Source organism: Paraburkholderia sp. J8-2 (assembly GCF_905220195.1).
In the GTDB taxonomy this organism is placed as follows: Bacteria; Pseudomonadota; Gammaproteobacteria; order Burkholderiales; family Burkholderiaceae; genus Paraburkholderia.
In genome coordinates, this window is the sequence record NZ_CAJMZA010000016.1 from 1 (window position 1) to 14,690 (window position 14,690).

Sequence of the window (14,690 nt, forward strand, 5' to 3'; positions counted from 1 at the left end):
GCGCGCTTGATTGCGCTTTTAAGGCAATAAGCAGCGTAGTAACCAGGCAGCAAGCGGCTCGTCGCACGCGCAAGCAGCGGCGAGCCGCCAGTAGTAGCAACCACGCGCAATACCAGAAATTAATCAGAAGCCGCGCGGTATTCGCCTTGTCCTCGTCTTGGGTGGAAAGACGAAGCGGGGCAACAGTGCATGTGGCGCCTGCACGCATGATGCGTGACGCCACGGTTTGATTGACGCTCAACTCTCGCGGATATATAGGATGACTAATCGTATTGCATTGGTGACAGGTGGTATGGGCGGCCTTGGCGAGGCCATCAGCGTGAAGCTGCATGATGCGGGCTATCGCGTCGTCGTGACGCATTCGCCCGATAACGCGGGCGCCAAAGACTGGCTGGCGCGCATGAAGGAGACCGACCGCGAATTCCACGCGTACGGCATGGACGTAGCCGACTACGACTCGTGCCAGCGCGGCGCGCAGAAGATCCAGAGCGAGATCGGCCCCGTCGATATTCTCGTGAACAACGCGGGCATTACGCGCGACATGACGTTCCGCAAGCTCGACAAGGTCAATTGGGACGCCGTGCTGCGCACGAATCTCGACTCGATCTTCAACATTTCGAAGCCGCTGTGCGACAGCATGGTCGAGCGCGCGTGGGGCCGCATCATCAACATTTCGTCGGTGAACGGTTCGAAGGGTTCGGTCGGCCAGACCAACTACGCTGCCGCGAAGGCCGGCATGCACGGCTTCACGAAGTCGCTCGCGCTCGAAGTGGCGCGCAAGGGCGTGACCGTGAACACCATTTCGCCGGGCTATCTCGCCACGAAAATGGTGACCGCCATTCCTCAGGACATTCTCGACACGAAGATCCTGCCGCAAATTCCCATGGGCCGCCTTGGCAACCCGGGTGAAGTCGCGGCGCTCGTGCTGTTCCTGTGCTCGGACGAAGCGGGCTTCGTGACCGGCGCAAATATTCCTATCAACGGTGGCCAGCACATGCAGTAACGCTATGCCAAACATGTACCGCGCATGAATGATGTCAGGCGAATTTCGCCTGATGGATGCGCGGCGCATGTCGCGTCGGCAGGCACCGCCAGGCACCCGCGGGCCCCGGTAACGCGTACCGACCGCCGCATTGCAGGGCACGCATAAAGCGCGCCGTGCAATGCGGCGGTTTTGCATGGTGGCGCCGCGGTTTGCGGGGCACGAACGCGGTCTAGCGTGCCGCTATAATTGGCCACCCCACGCGTGACCGGAGACCGGCCTTTGTCGAGCATTGCGAAACTGCTGTCCATCCTCGAACTCTTTTCCGAGGCGCGGCCTTTTCTTTCCGCCGAACAGGTGGCGGCCGAACTGCAATGCTCGGTGCCGACCGCTTACCGCTATCTGCGTGAACTCGTCGATACCGGCATGCTGCTGCGCTTCGTGGGCGGCGAATATGGCCTGGGCCCGCGCATCATCACGCTCGACTACCATCTGCGTATTTCCGATCCGCTGCTCAAGGCGGGGCAGCCGGTCATGCGCGAGCTGGCGGAGCAATCGGGCTTCGACGCCGTGATGTCGCGCTGGTATGGCAACGAGCTCGTCGATACCCATCGGGAATCGCACGACGCCGTGTTCGACCTGCGCTATGGACGCGGCCGTCCGCGCCCGCTCTTTCTTGGCGCGGCACCGAAGGCGATCCTCTCCACGTTTCCCAAGGCGAAGCTCGCCGCGTTGTTCGAGCAGTACCCCGAGGACATCGCGGCTAGCGGACTCGGCAACTCGCTCGAAGAATTCCGCGCGAGTCTGCTCAAGATCCGCCGCGCGGGCTTCTATCTCTCGAAGGGCGAACTCGAAGCGGGCATGTCCGCCGTCGCTTCGCCGCTCTTTACCGACGCATCCGGCGAAGCCGTGGCCTCGCTCGCGCTCGTCGTGCCCGAGCAACGCCTCGCGTTCTTCAACCTGGAACGCGTGGTCGAGGCCGTGAAGGACGCCGCCGCGCGCATTTCCACGCGCGTGCGTGCGTTGATCGAGTCATAAAGCCGCGGTGCGGCGTCACGCTACGCCCATACGCGCCGCCATCTCCCTTTCCCACACCGCGCGCGGGCGGAAACCCGGCAACGTGCTCGCATGGCGCTCGACTTCGGCCAGCAACGCCTCGTCGGGCAGCGTGAAGTCCACGCTCACACGCATGGGCTGATCCACGTACCACGGCGTGTCGATGAAAATCTCCAGCCGGTTGCCCTCCGGATCGCGCGCATAGAACGAGATCGCATTGCCGTGCGTGACCGCCACGATTTCCTCCATGCCTTCCTCCACGAAGCGCCGGTGAAAGCGCTTGAGCGTGGCGAGGCTGTCCGCTTCCAGTGAAATCTGGTTGATCGGATTGAACGGCAACTGCTCGGGCCTGCCGCTCGCCAGCACGATCTGGTGATGCACACGCGGATCGCGGCTGAGAAAGACCAGGCTGACCGCGCCGCGCGGTGTGGGCAGCGTGCCGCGGTCCGTCACCGTAAATTCGAGCACACGCGTATAGAAGTCTTCGACCTTCGCCATGTCGGTCACGAAAAAGCCCATGTGGCTGAGCGTGAGGCCGGTTCGCTTCGTGGTTGGTTCGGTGTTCGGCACAGTCATGCTGTCTCCATTCGTAGTGATAAACCCTGATAAAAATCAAGTTGTGTGGCGCGTTTTTCGTAGTGTATTCTCAAAATACGATAAACGCACCAAGAAATACGCGTTTCGATTCCAAGGAAAATCAACTCTTTATCAGCGGAGCACCATGAAACTCGCCAGCTTTTCTACCCATGAAGGTTCGTCGTTCGGCGTTGTGCGCGACGGCGCGGTGTTCGACCTCAAAAAGCGGCTTGGCGGCCGCTATGCAGACCTCAAGTCGCTGATCGCGGCGGGCGCGTTTGCAGAAGCCGAGCGGGCCGCAAGCGTTGGCAAGGGCGACTATCCGCTCGCCGAAGTCGCGCTCGAGCCTGTGATTGCGAATCCGCAGCAGATCTTCTGCGTGGGCCTGAACTACGCCGAGCACGTGAAGGAGACCAACCGCGAAACCACCGAGCAGCCGGTGATCTTCATGCGTCTGCCGGCATCGCAGGTGGGCGCGGGCGAGCCCATGCTGCGTCCGCGCGAGTCCACGCAGTTCGACTATGAGGGCGAGATCGCCGTGATCATCGGCGAGGGCGGCCGGCGCATCGCCGAGGCCGACGCGTGGCGTCATATCGCGGGCTACAGCTGCTACAACGACGGCTCGGTGCGCGACTGGCAGCGCCACACGGGCCAATGGGGACCCGGCAAGAACTTCTACCGCACGGGCGCGTTCGGCCCGTGGATGATCACGAGCGACGAGATCGAGCCGAATGCGCTGATGACGCTCGTCACGCGCCTGAACGGCCAGGAAGTGCAGCGCGCGACCACGGAGATGCTGATTCACGGCATTGCGAAGCAGATTGCGTATCTCTCCACCTTCACGCCGCTGTTCCCCGGCGACGTGATCGTGACCGGCACGCCGGGCGGCGTGGGCGCGAAGCGCAATCCGCCGCTTTTCATGAAGCATGGCGACGTGGTGGAGGTCGAGGTGGATCGCATCGGCACGCTCAGGAATCCCGTCGCGGACGAAGCGTAAGTTGCAGGCCGCCGCCCGCACCATGCGGGCGGCGCGGCTATCCACGCAATTATCCACGCAGTTAGCCATGTATCAGGTGAATGGGATGAAGGATGTCGTAAACAATTCGGTATGCAAAGCAAATCCGGAACCCGACTATGATGTCGCGATCATCGGCTTCGGGCCGACCGGCGCGACGCTCGCCAATCTGCTCACGCTGCGCGGCCTGAAGGTCGTGGTGTTCGAGCGCGACAAGGACGTGTTCCAGCTGCCGCGCGCCGTGCACTTCGACGGCGAATGCATGCGCGTGTTTCAGACTGTCGGCATTGCGCAAACGCTGCTGCCGAACCTCTTCGTCGGGCCTGGCATGAAGTTCGTCAACGCGCGCGGCGAGCTGATGATCGACTGGAGCCGGCCCGGCGGCATCGGCCCTCAGGGCTGGTGCGCAAGCTACAAGTTTCATCAGCCGGATCTCGAACGGGCGTTGCGCGCGCAACTTTGTGCGCGCGGCGGGGCCGACGTGCGTTTGCGGCACGAGGTGTTCGCGCTCGACGAACGCGACGACCACGTGCGCATCCGCTACGAAGATACGGCACAAGGGCGACTCGCTCACACGACGGCGCGTTACGTGGTGGGTTGCGACGGCGCGCGCTCGACGGTGCGCCGCTTCATCGGCACGGAACTCGCCGATCTGAAATCGCACGAGCGCTGGGTCGTAGTGGACGTGCTGCTCGCGGGCGAGCGCGCCGATCTCGGCGACTACTCGATCCAGTACTGCGACCCTGCGCGCCCGACCACCTACACGCGCGGGCCGCACAACCGCCGCCGCTGGGAAATCATGGTGATGCCGGGCGACGACGAGCGCCGCGTAGGCATGGCGGAATGGATCTGGGAGCGCCTCGCACGATGGATCACGCCCGAGCACGCGCAACTCGAACGCTCGGCGATCTACACGTTCCATTCGGTGATCGCGCAGGGCTGGCGGCGCGGCAGGCTGCTGATCGCGGGCGACGCGGCGCACCAGACGCCGCCGTTCATGGGGCAGGGCATGGCCGCGGGCATACGCGACGCTTCGAACCTCGCGTGGAAGCTCGCCGATGTGATCGAAGGCGCGCTGCCCGAAGCGCTGCTCGACACTTACGAGAGCGAGCGCGAGCCGCATGTGCGCACGTTCATCGAAACGGCGGTGCAGTTAGGCGGCGTGATTCAGGCCACCGACAGCAACGCTGTGGCCGCGCGCGACCGCGAGATGACGGCGGCGATTCGCGAGTTCCGCACGCCGCAACCGCGCTTGGGGCCGGGCTGGCACGCAAGCGAGGCTGGTGGCGAGATCGGGCCGCAACCCGTGTTCGACGACGGTACGCGTCTGGACGACGCAGTGGGCTATCGCTTCGCGCTGGTCGCTGACGAAGTGCTGGCGGTGCACGCACGAGAAGCGCTTGCGAACGCGGCACAACGCGAGCGGGTGGCGATCGTTCCCGCTTCGCACGAGTCGCTTCGAACCTGGCTCGCGCAAACCGGCGGGCGCGCCGTGTTGCTGCGGCCCGACCGCTACGTTGGCGGCGTGGCGCGCGACGCGGGCGAACTGGATGCACTGCTCGAACGCGCAGGCGTTGCGCGTGCGCGGCAGCCGCGCGAGGCCGCGGCAGCTTGATCCGGCTTGACCAGGCTTCTGGGCGGCCCGCAAGGGAACGCGGCCGCCCGGGCCGACGTTTTTGAAGAAAGAGGCGCAGGACGACGATCCGCTAGCAGCCCAAAAGCGCCGCCATGTCAAATCATTAAGGAGAGCAAATGGAGACGACCCCCTCACTGCCTGTGTCGCAGGCCGCCGCGCCTGGCCTGAGCCGCGCCCAATGGAAGATGATCCTCATAGCGAGTCTGGGCGGCTCGCTGGAATTCTATGACTTCGTAATTTACGGCTTCTTCGCCCACTCGATCGCCGCGCAATTCTTTCCGGCGAGCGACCCGCTCGTGAGCATGCTGCTGACGTTTTCGGTGCTTGCCATCGGCTATATCATCCGGCCGCTCGGCGGCATTGTGCTCAGCAGCCTTGGCGACCGCATTGGCCGACGTCCCGTGTTCGTGGGCTCGATCGTCGTCGTGACGGTAGCGACGATCTGCATTGGCCTGTTGCCCAATTACGCGCACTGGGGCGTTGCCGCGCCCATCGCGCTGATTGGCTTGCGCGTGCTGCAAGGCTTTTGCGTGGGCGGCGAAATGCCGGGCGCGATCACCTATGCGGTGGAGGCGGCGCCGCGCCGCGCGGGCCTCGCGGCGGGCGTGATCGTCTGCGCGATCAATACGGGCGTGATGCTCGCGACGATCGTCAATCTCGGCGTGCAGTCCACGCTCAGCTCTGCGGACGCCGCGAGCTACGGCTGGCGCATTGCGTTCCTCGTGGGCGGTGTGTGCGGGATCGTTTCGTATCTGCTGCGCCGCAATCTCGACGAGTCGCCCGAGTTCAAGCAGATGCAGGGCGCGGTGGTGAAGCAGCCGTTTCGCGAAACGCTGCGCCATCATCGCGGCGCGGTGGTGGGCGGTGCGCTCTCGATCGCGGTGATGGCGGGTTTCAACGGCGTGCTCTACGGTCACATGCCCGCGTATCTGATTCAGACGTTGAACTACGCGCCGCGCGACGCAGCGCTCGCACAGAATGCGTATTTGCTCGTGAGTTCGGTGGGACTGCTCGCGGCGGCCTGGGCAGGCGACTTCGTGCCGCGCCGGTACTTGCTGCGCGTTTCGTGCGTGCTGCTCGCCGCGCTTGCGTGGCCGTTCTATACGGCACTTGCGGCGCACAGCGTGAACGTGGTCGTGCTGTTCGTGCTCGCTGCGCTGGTGTTCTCGCTCGCAAGCGGCACGTGGGCCTCGGTGCTTGCCGACCTCTTTCCGGTGCAGGTGCGCTTCAGCGGCATTGCGCTTGCGTACAACGTTTCGGTGGTTGTGTTCAGCGGTTTTGCGCCGTTGCTCTGCGCGGCCTTCGTGCGCATGAGCGGATCACTCGCGGCCCCTGCGTGGTACGTGAGCGGATCGGCGTTGATCGCTCTGGCGGCGAACGTCGGGCTGCACGCCTCGTCGCGCTCGCGACTGGAGCGCTCGGCGGCAGCGGCGGGCTAGCTGCGTTCCATTGTCCGGGCACGCCCGATGCGCTAGCTGGCAAGCGGCGTATTGCGCCGGCAAGGAGGCAGCCATGAAGCATCACGAGAGCCCGAACGACGACGGCACGCACGTCAAGCATCCGCAGCACGAAAGCAGTGAGCCGCTGGCGCGGCGTCACCCGCATGAGCCGCGCTCGGTGGGCCGCCAGGGGTATAGCGACGTGGAAAGCGGGCAGGAGGACACGGACCGCTGGGGCGCAGACGCCCACCAGGAGCGCACCAAGAACGACGCTCACGTGAACCGCAATTCGCAACAGGGGCGGCGCTGACCGCTGAAGCGCTTGCGCCTGCCCCTGAGTGCGCGCTCTTACTTCGGCGAAACGTCGATATCGCCGAAGTATTTGCGGGCGAGCGACGTGACCGTGCCGTCGGACTCGATCTTCGCGATGGCCGCGTTCAGGCGATCTCGCAAGGCCGTGTCGCCCTTGCGGATGCCGAACGCCACGCCGCTGCCCAGAATCTTGTCGTCGCGCACGGCCTCGCCCACGAACGCGAAGCCTTTGCCTGCTGGCTGCGAAAGAAAGCCTTTCTGGCCAGCGGGCGCGAGCACGAGCGTTGCGTCCAGGCGTCCCGCGCCGAGGTCCGCGTAAATCTGGTTCTGGTCCTGGTAGGGCACGACCGTCACGCCCGCCGGCTCCCAGTGCACCTTTGCGTAGGTTTCCTGAATCGACGATTGCAGCACGCCCACACGCTTACCCTTGAGCGACGCTGCGGTGGCCACGAGCCCGCTGTCACTGCGCGCGATCAGGCGGCTCGGCACGCGATAGATCACCGTGGTGAAGTCGATGGCCTCGCGGCGCTTTTCGGTGGCGTTCATCGCCGAGTTGATGGCGTCGAACTTGCGCCCTTGCAGTGCGGGAATCAGGCCGTCGAATGACGTCTCGACCCATTTGCAGGTCATGTTCGCCTTCGCGCACACGGCATTGCCGATGTCGATATCGAAGCCCTGCAGCGTGCCGTCCGAGGCCTTGGTTTCGAACGGCGGATACTGCGCTTCTACGCCGAAGCGCAACAGGTTTGCGTCGGCGAACGCCGATGCCGGGCCGAGCACGCCGTACACGCATGCGAGCGCGAGGAGCGCGTTGAGTCGCTTCATGGTGATCTCCTTGCCTATCATTGCCTATCAGTTTGCCTAAGAGTTTCGTTGTGTTCCGAACGCCGTTGCCTCAAATCGCGCACAGGCGGCGCGCGCCTTCGAGCAATGTTTCGTCATCCTTGGCAAAGCTCAGGCGAATGATGCCTTCGTCGGTACCGTCGGTGTAGAACGCCGAGAGCGGAATCGTCGCCACGCGGGCATCGCGGATGAGCCGCAGCACGAAGTCGCTATCGCGCTCTTCGGAGAAGGCGCGAAAGCGCGCGAGCATGAAAAAGCTGCCTTCGCTCGGCAGCAGTTCGAATCGCGAGGTTTCCAGTGCGCGTGCGAGCAGGTCGCGCTTGTGCTGGTAGAACGCCGAGAGGCCCAGATAGCTTTGCGGCTCGGCAAGCGCTTGCGCGAACGCATACTGCATGGGCGTGTCGGCGGAAAATACCATGAACTGGTGGACCTTGCGGATCTCGTCCATCAGCGCGGCGGGTGCGAGGCAGTAGCCCACGCGCCAGCCCGTGACGTGATACGACTTGCCGAACGACGACACGATCACGCTGCGCTCGGCAAGCTCGCGGTAGCGCGCCATGCTTCGGTGCGGCGCGCCGTCGAACACGACGTGCTCGTACACTTCGTCGGAGAGAATCACGATGTCGGTGTTGCGCGTGAGCGCCGTGAGCCGCGCGATGTCGTCCTCGCCGAATATCGTGGCCGTGGGATTGTGCGGCGTGTTCACGATGATCATGCGCGTGCGCGGCGTGATGGCCGCGCTCACCGCGTCCCAGTCCACGCGGAAATGCGGCTGCGCGAGCTTGATCGCCACGGGCTTTGCGCCCTGCAGGCGCACGATGGGCGCATAGCTGTCGAACGAGGGCTCGAAATAGATCACTTCGTCGCCGGGATGCACGAGCGCGCTGATCGTGGAGTAGAGGCCTTCGCTCGCGCTCGCAAGCACAGTGACTTCGCTCGACGGATCGTAGTGCGCGCCGTGAAGCGTCTCGAACTTGGCGGCGAGCGCTTCGCGCAAGTCACCGAGACCCGCCATCGGCGCGTACTGGTTGTGGCCCGCGCGCATGGCGGCGGCCACGTCATCCACGAGTTTCGCGCTCGGGTCGAAATTCGGCGCGCCTTGCGAGAGGTTCAGCGCCTGATGCTCGGCGGCAAGCTGGCCGATCACCGTGAAAATGGTCGTGCCTACATCGGGCAGCTTCGAGCGGGGCTGGGCAGCGCTCTGCATGGTCGGTCTCCCTTCGGGCGGCGCGCGGCCGCGTGACTTGAAAGGTGCAAGGCCGCGCACTGAGTGTGCCTCGCACGAAGCGGCCCATTACGCCGAAAGAGCGGCCCGTGTGCAATCGATTAATTCTCATGCCCGCCATGCACGGCGCTCATGGCGGTATTCATGGCGGCATGGACGGCGGCATGGACGGTCGCACTACGGCGCTGCGCGGTCTTGTTCGATCCACTCGCTGAACAACTGCACCTTCTTCTGCTGCGCCACGCACTCGGGGTACACGAAATAGTAGCGCGAACCCGTGGGCACGGCGAGCTCGAACGGCATGACGAGGCGTCGCGTCTCGACATCCTCGCGCACGAGCGTGCGGTCGGTTATGGCGACGCCAAAGCCCTGCATGGCCGCAGTGGCCGCGAGATCGAGCGACTCGAACGTGGGGCCGAGATCGGCATCGACCTTTTTCGCGCCCGCGCGCGCGAGCCACAGGCGCCAGTCGGCGTGGTCGCGCGTAGGGTGCAGCAGGGTCTGGTGCGCGAGGTCGTCGGGTTTGACGAGCGGGCGGCGCGAGAGCAGCTCGGGCGTGCAGACGGGCGTGAGGTATTCGTCGAAGAGCGGCACCGCGTGCACCTCGGCGCCGGGCGACGAGCCGTAGATGATCGCTGCGTCGAACGGCTCAGCCTGGAAGTCGACTTCGTGGCCCCACGTGGTCGTGATCTGGATCTGCAGGTCGGGATGCTCGTTCTGGAAGCGCATGATGCGCGGCAGCATCCAGCGCATCACGCAGGTCGGCACCTTGAGCGCCAGTTCGGTGCGCTGGCGCGTGAGGCGTTGCGAGGCTTCCTCGATGCGCCCGAAGCCGTCGCGCACGGCGGGCAGCAGCTGCTCGCCTTCTGCGGTGAGCGTGAGCCCCTTGGACGAGCGGCGAAAGAGCGGCAGGCCGTAATACTGCTCGAGCGTGAGGATTTGCCGGCTCACGGCGCCTTGCGTGAGGCAAAGATGCTCGGCCGCGCGCGTGAAGCTGCCGTAGCGGGCGACTGTTTCGAAGATTTGCAGGGCGTTGAGCGGGGGAAGGCGTCTCATGGTGGTCGTTGGGCGGCCGGGCGGAACGTGCATCCGGCGGGAATCGAGCCGCTATGATACGACGGCCGCCCGTTTCAATCGTCCGCGCCGCCTGCGCCTCGCGCCTGGTCTGCTGCGCGCGCCGCATCGATCGTTGCGTGCGCACCGAACAGGGCGCGAATGCCGGGCTCCGAGAGGAACATGGCCTCGGCGTTGTGACCCGCACCCGGCACCTCGAACCACGTATGCCGCAACTGCGGATGTCTTGCGCGCAGGTAGGCGTAGTAGGCGCGGGCGCGCGCGAGACGGTGCGGCCCCTGCGCGTTGGCCGCGCAGGAACGGTCGAGCGCCGCATGCGCGGGGTCGCAGTCGCGTTCGCCTGCCAGATAGACCACTTTCCGCCCGATATAGCGGTGTTCAAGCATCGTGGCATCTTGCGTGGCCGCAGCGTAGCGCGGGAGCTTGCGCATGCCGTACTTCCAGTCGTCGAGGTCGGGGCACGCGGCGCGATCCGCGGGACCGAAACCGCCGTCGGGTTGCGGGCGCAACGAATCGAAATACACCCAGGAAGAGGGATTCGCGATCACGAAGCGCAGGGGCACGCCGAGTCGTGCACATGGCTCGGGCGCGGCGCTCAAGATGGCATAGCGATGCGCGACCTGCGCCCCGCCCGAATGCCCTGCGATCACGATCTCGCGCAGCGCCGGGTAACGCGAGCGATCGGCAAGCTGTGCGACGAGCGCGTCGAGGGCGTCGAACGAACTCAAAGGCGCCGGGCCGCGCGCGTCGGCGCCGCCCATCCACGCGGTCCACTCCCAGTGCAGGAAGTCCGCATGCGCGCGGTGGTGGTGTTCGACATCGGCGCTTGCGAGGAACTGCGGCACGACGACGAGCGTGGCGTCGTCATGCGCGGACGAAGCGGCGCGGGCGCGCAGTGTCGAGCGCAAGTAGGCGTCGGCGTCGCGCAGGCGGCCGTGCAGCACGACAAGCGCACGCGTGGCTCGCTCGCTTGCCGTGCAACCGCCCACGAACATCGGCACGGTGCCGCTGCCTTGCGCCGTGACGACAGGCAAGAGGACATCGCCGATTGCGCGCACGGGGTACTCGTTGCGCGGGCGTTCATCGCCTGCGGTGCTCGCATTGCTCACGATGGACGGCTCGATCATTACGACTCCGACTCCGCTGGCCAGGCGTTGGGCTCGCGCAGCAGGCGCCGGCCCGACACGCTTGCAAAGACCAGCACGAGCGAGACGATGCCCGTGACGATGAGATACCACGCCGGCACGATGCGCGAGCCGGTCACGCCGATCAGCGTCGAAACCGTGAGCGGCGCCATGCCGCCGAACAAGGTGACGGCGATGTTGTACGAGAGCGCGACGCCCGTGGAGCGCGTGGACGTGGGGAAAAGCTGCGTGAGCATGCCGGGATGCGCGCCGGACATCAGACTCAGCACGACGGTCGCGACCATTTGCGCGGCGAATACGCGCTCGGGCGTGGGCGCGGCAAGCACCCACGCGAAGAGTGGCCAGGCGGCGCAGATCCAGACGAGCGTCACGGGCAGGAAGAGCCGGTAGGCGCCGAAGCGGTCGGCGAGCTTGCCCGCGAGTGGATAGCCGACGATGCCGATGAGCCCCGAAGCCGCCGTGCCGAGCAGTGCGCTCTTGAGCGGCAGATGCAGCTGGCGCTCGACATACAGCGGCATATACGAATGCCAGAGATAGTTGGTGGCCGCGCCCACGGCGATCACGCCCACGGCGCACAGCGCCGCGTCGCCGCGCTCGCGCAGGAACGTGCGCAAGGACTGGCGCGGCGCGTGGCCCAGGCGTTCGCGCAACTGCACGAACTCTGGCGACTCGGCGACCTTGTGGCGGATATAGAAGCCCACCGGGCCGACCAGCGCGCCGAGCAGGAAGGGCACGCGCCAGCCCCATGCGGCGAGCGCGGCGGGCGTGAGATGCGTGGTGAGCAGAAAACTGCACGCGGAGGACAGCAGCAGCGCGACGGCCTGGGACGTCATCTGAAAGCTGCCGTAGAACATCTTGCGGCCGGGCGGCGCGTACTCGGTGAGCATCGAGGCGGCGGTGGCGAATTCGCCGCCCACCGAAAGCCCTTGCAGGATGCGCGCGAGCAGCACGATGAGCGGCGCGGCAATGCCGATCGACGCATAGCCGGGCGTGACGCCCATGAGCAGGGTGCTCGCCGCCATCAGCACGATCAGCGCGGAAAGGGTCCGGCGCCGCCCGTAACGGTCGGCGAACGCACCGATCACCACACCGCCTAACGGCCGCACGACGAAGCCGATCGCGAAGGTCGCGAGCGTGAGCGTGATCGACAGAAAGCTGCTCTGCACGGGGAAAAACACGTGCGCGATGGTCTTCGCGAAGTAGCCGTAGATGAGGAAATCGAACCACTCGAGCCCGTTGCCGATGACGGAGGCGAGCACGGCGCGGCGGACCTGCGAGGTGGTGAGGTGGGGCGCGTCGAGCGCGGCCGGGTCGGCTTCGAGAATGGATTGCATGGGTCTCCGGATGTCGTCGTCGGTGTTTTGCCTCACAGACTAGGGAGTTGCGCGGCAAATGTAAAATACATATCGAATGGGGTTGCCATATTCAATACCTATACCGGAGCGTCGTATGGAGCTACGTCACCTGCGCTACTTCCTCGCGGTTTGCGAAGAGCGCCAGTTCACGCGCGCGGCAGCGCGCCTTCACATGCAGCAGCCGCCGCTCTCGCAGCAAATCCAGGAGCTGGAGCAGGAGCTGGGCTTTGCGCTCTTCACGCGGCAGCCGCGCGGCGTGGAGCTGACCGCGCCAGGCGAGGCGTTTGCTGATTGCGCGCGCAACCTTCTTCGTACGCTGGAGCAGGGCGTCACGCATGCGCGGCGCGTGGCGCTCGGGCAGGTGGGCAAGCTTCATGTGGCGCTCACGAGTTCGGCCGCGTTTCATCCGCTAGCTCCAGCCGTGATCCGCGCGTATCGCGAAGGGCATCCCGACATCGCCATCGAGCTTAGCGAGATCAACGCGGCCGAGATCATCGAGATGATGATGAACGGGCATGTCGATGTCGCGATTCTGCGCAAGCCGATCGAGACGCCCGCTCAGTTGCGCTTCGAGCGCATCGACCAGGAGCACATGCTGCTCGTGCTGCCGGTGGGGCACAGGCTGGCGGGTTCGCGCGCGGTGTCGCTCAAGCGCCTCGCGGGCGAGCCGTTCATTTTCGTGCGGCGGCCAGGCGCGCCTGGCATGTACGCCGATTTCGTGCGTGCCTGCGAAGCCCAGGGCGTGGAGCTGCGCGTGGTCGACGAGGTGCCGCGCATGGTCACGGCAATCAATCTCGTGGCCGCGGGCGGCGGCGTGACGCTCGTGCCGGCTTCCATGCGGCGCTATCAGCAGGAGAGCGTGCGCTACTGCCGCGTGGCCGGGGACGAGGCGTTTCGCGCACCGCTTCATCTCGTGACCCAACCCTCCGTGCGCAATCCGGCGGTGGAGCGGTTTCGCGAAACGGTGTTTGCGTTTGTGGAGCGTTCGCGCGAGGGCGGCTGAGCCCTTCAAATATTTTTCTCTGTCCCCTTTCGAATTGCTTCGGCCTGCCGTTAACCCGTATGCCTCTATACGGGCGCCAGGTGCAATCACAAGAGCAACACGAATAAACAGTGGCAACGAGAATCATCGAAGGAGCGGCAGTGCGGGCCGCCGCCGGGCGCGAGACGCCCATCGCAGGCCGCCCGGCGGCGCTGCGCTTGCTCAGCACGCTGCGCAACCACAAATCCAGGCTGGTGCTGCTGGCCGTCGCGGCGGGCTGCGTCATCACGTTCGCGTCCTGGCTGGGCGGACAACTGCAGCCCGCGCTCGAGGCGCGTGAGCGCAACGAGCAGGCCGCCGAAGATCTGCACGAGCGCTTCGCTCCTTGCCTGCCCAATGCAGAGCGCAGCGCGAACTCGTGGTGCGGCGCTGTGAGGATTCCGCCGCCGCCTCCGCGGCCCGTTATGCCGCTTCCCCTGATCGCGGGTGCGCCCGCGGCGTTCTGCACGGCCAACGGCAGCCCGTCCTGCTGATCTACCGGGGTCACCTTCGAACGCGTAGCCGGGTGGCGCCGATACTGGTAGCCGCGCTTGTCTTTTTCGCGCGCCGCGTTGCGCTTACGCTTGGCTCCTTCGATACGGAACGGGGAGAGCGAAATGGTCAAGGCAACGAGGCGCGGTGAACCGTATTGCGTGGCGGTGAGCAACGGGCGCGTCGAACTGCACGCCGATACGCACAAGAATGGCCAGGGCGGCGCGGCCGGCATGCGTCCGCACGAACTGCTAGAAAGCGCTCTGGCGGCTTGCGTGTGCATTTCGATCGAGATGGCGGCGGCGCGCGCGGGCGTGAGCGTGCCGAAGCCGACTGTCGAGGTGCATGTCGAGCGCAGCGACGAAGCAACCTGTTTTCGCGTTGCCGTGCACTGCGAAGCGCCATTGGCCGAAGCGGCGCGCGAGATCGTGCTAGCGGCCGTGGCGCAATCGCCGGTGGCGCAGACCTTGGGGCGCGCAGTGCGGGTGGAGTTGGGGGCGGTGGGCGCCGATACGTGAC

The 14,690-nt window shown here is 65.6% G+C and carries 15 protein-coding genes; 9 read left to right on the forward strand and 6 right to left on the reverse strand.

What is annotated here, in order from left to right:
- Positions 1-259: 259 nt before the first annotated feature.
- Complete coding sequence (phbB, locus tag U5A52_RS27530; protein ID WP_035514360.1) at positions 260-1,003, forward strand: acetoacetyl-CoA reductase; 744 nt, start codon at positions 260-262, stop codon at positions 1,001-1,003.
- 261 nt (positions 1,004-1,264) lie between these two features.
- Entirely contained in the window at positions 1,265-2,020 is a 756-nt protein-coding gene (locus tag U5A52_RS27535) for an IclR family transcriptional regulator (RefSeq protein ID WP_321913202.1), read from the forward strand.
- A 15-nt stretch (positions 2,021-2,035) separates the two neighbouring features.
- Here U5A52_RS27535 and U5A52_RS27540 read toward each other — a convergent pair whose 3' ends face one another.
- Entirely contained in the window at positions 2,036-2,614 is a 579-nt protein-coding gene (locus U5A52_RS27540; RefSeq protein WP_321913203.1) for a VOC family protein, read from the reverse strand.
- A gap of 145 nt (positions 2,615-2,759) precedes the next feature.
- Between U5A52_RS27540 and U5A52_RS27545 the strand changes: the two genes are divergently transcribed.
- From U5A52_RS27545 to U5A52_RS27560, 4 genes are all read left to right on the forward strand, one after another.
- The gene (locus tag U5A52_RS27545; RefSeq protein WP_321936885.1) at positions 2,760-3,611 is read left to right on the forward strand and encodes a fumarylacetoacetate hydrolase family protein; all 852 of its coding nucleotides are present in this window, start codon (positions 2,760-2,762) and stop codon (positions 3,609-3,611) included.
- A gap of 85 nt (positions 3,612-3,696) precedes the next feature.
- Positions 3,697-5,244 (forward strand): bifunctional 3-(3-hydroxy-phenyl)propionate/3-hydroxycinnamic acid hydroxylase, encoded by a 1,548-nt coding sequence (locus U5A52_RS27550; RefSeq protein WP_321936886.1) that lies wholly within the window; start codon positions 3,697-3,699, stop codon positions 5,242-5,244.
- Positions 5,245-5,381: 137 nt separating this feature from the next.
- The gene (locus tag U5A52_RS27555; protein WP_321936888.1) at positions 5,382-6,704 is read left to right on the forward strand and encodes an MFS transporter; all 1,323 of its coding nucleotides are present in this window, start codon (positions 5,382-5,384) and stop codon (positions 6,702-6,704) included.
- A 73-nt stretch (positions 6,705-6,777) separates the two neighbouring features.
- Positions 6,778-7,014, forward strand: coding sequence for a hypothetical protein (locus tag U5A52_RS27560; RefSeq protein ID WP_321913207.1), 237 nt, complete (start codon positions 6,778-6,780; stop codon positions 7,012-7,014).
- A gap of 38 nt (positions 7,015-7,052) precedes the next feature.
- Here U5A52_RS27560 and U5A52_RS27565 read toward each other — a convergent pair whose 3' ends face one another.
- The 5 genes from U5A52_RS27565 to U5A52_RS27585 all read right to left on the reverse strand — a co-directional run bounded on the left by U5A52_RS27565 (position 7,053) and on the right by U5A52_RS27585 (position 12,637).
- Complete coding sequence (locus U5A52_RS27565) at positions 7,053-7,841, reverse strand: ABC transporter substrate-binding protein (protein ID WP_321936890.1); 789 nt, start codon at positions 7,839-7,841, stop codon at positions 7,053-7,055.
- Positions 7,842-7,911: 70 nt separating this feature from the next.
- Positions 7,912-9,066, reverse strand: a complete 1,155-nt coding sequence (locus U5A52_RS27570) for a pyridoxal phosphate-dependent aminotransferase (protein ID WP_321936892.1) — start codon at positions 9,064-9,066, stop codon at positions 7,912-7,914.
- A 195-nt stretch (positions 9,067-9,261) separates the two neighbouring features.
- On the reverse strand, positions 9,262-10,140 hold the full coding sequence (locus U5A52_RS27575; protein WP_321913210.1) for a LysR substrate-binding domain-containing protein: 879 nt from the start codon (positions 10,138-10,140) through the stop codon (positions 9,262-9,264).
- A 74-nt stretch (positions 10,141-10,214) separates the two neighbouring features.
- On the reverse strand, positions 10,215-11,285 hold the full coding sequence (locus tag U5A52_RS27580) for a hypothetical protein (RefSeq protein WP_321936893.1): 1,071 nt from the start codon (positions 11,283-11,285) through the stop codon (positions 10,215-10,217).
- On the reverse strand, positions 11,285-12,637 hold the full coding sequence (locus U5A52_RS27585; RefSeq protein ID WP_321936895.1) for an MFS transporter: 1,353 nt from the start codon (positions 12,635-12,637) through the stop codon (positions 11,285-11,287). Before U5A52_RS27585 ends, U5A52_RS27580 begins: the two co-directional genes overlap by 1 nt.
- Positions 12,638-12,752: 115 nt before the next feature.
- Here U5A52_RS27585 and U5A52_RS27590 point away from each other — a divergent pair, with 115 nt between their 5' ends.
- The 3 genes from U5A52_RS27590 (at position 12,753) to U5A52_RS27600 (ending at position 14,689) form a co-directional block, all read left to right on the forward strand.
- A complete protein-coding gene (locus U5A52_RS27590; protein WP_321936897.1) occupies positions 12,753-13,661 on the forward strand; it encodes a LysR family transcriptional regulator in 909 nt (302 codons plus the stop codon).
- A 110-nt stretch (positions 13,662-13,771) separates the two neighbouring features.
- Entirely contained in the window at positions 13,772-14,173 is a 402-nt protein-coding gene (locus tag U5A52_RS27595; RefSeq protein ID WP_321913214.1) for a hypothetical protein, read from the forward strand.
- Positions 14,174-14,296: 123 nt separating this feature from the next.
- Entirely contained in the window at positions 14,297-14,689 is a 393-nt protein-coding gene (locus U5A52_RS27600) for an OsmC family protein (RefSeq protein ID WP_321936899.1), read from the forward strand.
- Position 14,690 lies beyond the last annotated feature (1 nt).

Coding starts and splice junctions, on each gene's coding strand:
- phbB (WP_035514360.1), top strand. CDS start 260: ATGACTAATCGTATTGCATTGGTGACAGGTGGTATGGGCGGCCTTGGC.
- U5A52_RS27540 (WP_321913203.1), bottom strand. CDS start 2,614: ATGACTGTGCCGAACACCGAACCAACCACGAAGCGAACCGGCCTCACG.
- U5A52_RS27545 (WP_321936885.1), top strand. CDS start 2,760: ATGAAACTCGCCAGCTTTTCTACCCATGAAGGTTCGTCGTTCGGCGTT.
- U5A52_RS27550 (WP_321936886.1), top strand. CDS start 3,697: ATGAAGGATGTCGTAAACAATTCGGTATGCAAAGCAAATCCGGAACCC.
- U5A52_RS27555 (WP_321936888.1), top strand. CDS start 5,382: ATGGAGACGACCCCCTCACTGCCTGTGTCGCAGGCCGCCGCGCCTGGC.
- U5A52_RS27560 (WP_321913207.1), top strand. CDS start 6,778: ATGAAGCATCACGAGAGCCCGAACGACGACGGCACGCACGTCAAGCAT.
- U5A52_RS27565 (WP_321936890.1), bottom strand. CDS start 7,841: ATGAAGCGACTCAACGCGCTCCTCGCGCTCGCATGCGTGTACGGCGTG.
- U5A52_RS27570 (WP_321936892.1), bottom strand. CDS start 9,066: ATGCAGAGCGCTGCCCAGCCCCGCTCGAAGCTGCCCGATGTAGGCACG.
- U5A52_RS27575 (WP_321913210.1), bottom strand. CDS start 10,140: ATGAGACGCCTTCCCCCGCTCAACGCCCTGCAAATCTTCGAAACAGTC.
- U5A52_RS27580 (WP_321936893.1), bottom strand. CDS start 11,285: ATGATCGAGCCGTCCATCGTGAGCAATGCGAGCACCGCAGGCGATGAA.
- U5A52_RS27585 (WP_321936895.1), bottom strand. CDS start 12,637: ATGCAATCCATTCTCGAAGCCGACCCGGCCGCGCTCGACGCGCCCCAC.
- U5A52_RS27590 (WP_321936897.1), top strand. CDS start 12,753: ATGGAGCTACGTCACCTGCGCTACTTCCTCGCGGTTTGCGAAGAGCGC.
- U5A52_RS27600 (WP_321936899.1), top strand. CDS start 14,297: ATGGTCAAGGCAACGAGGCGCGGTGAACCGTATTGCGTGGCGGTGAGC.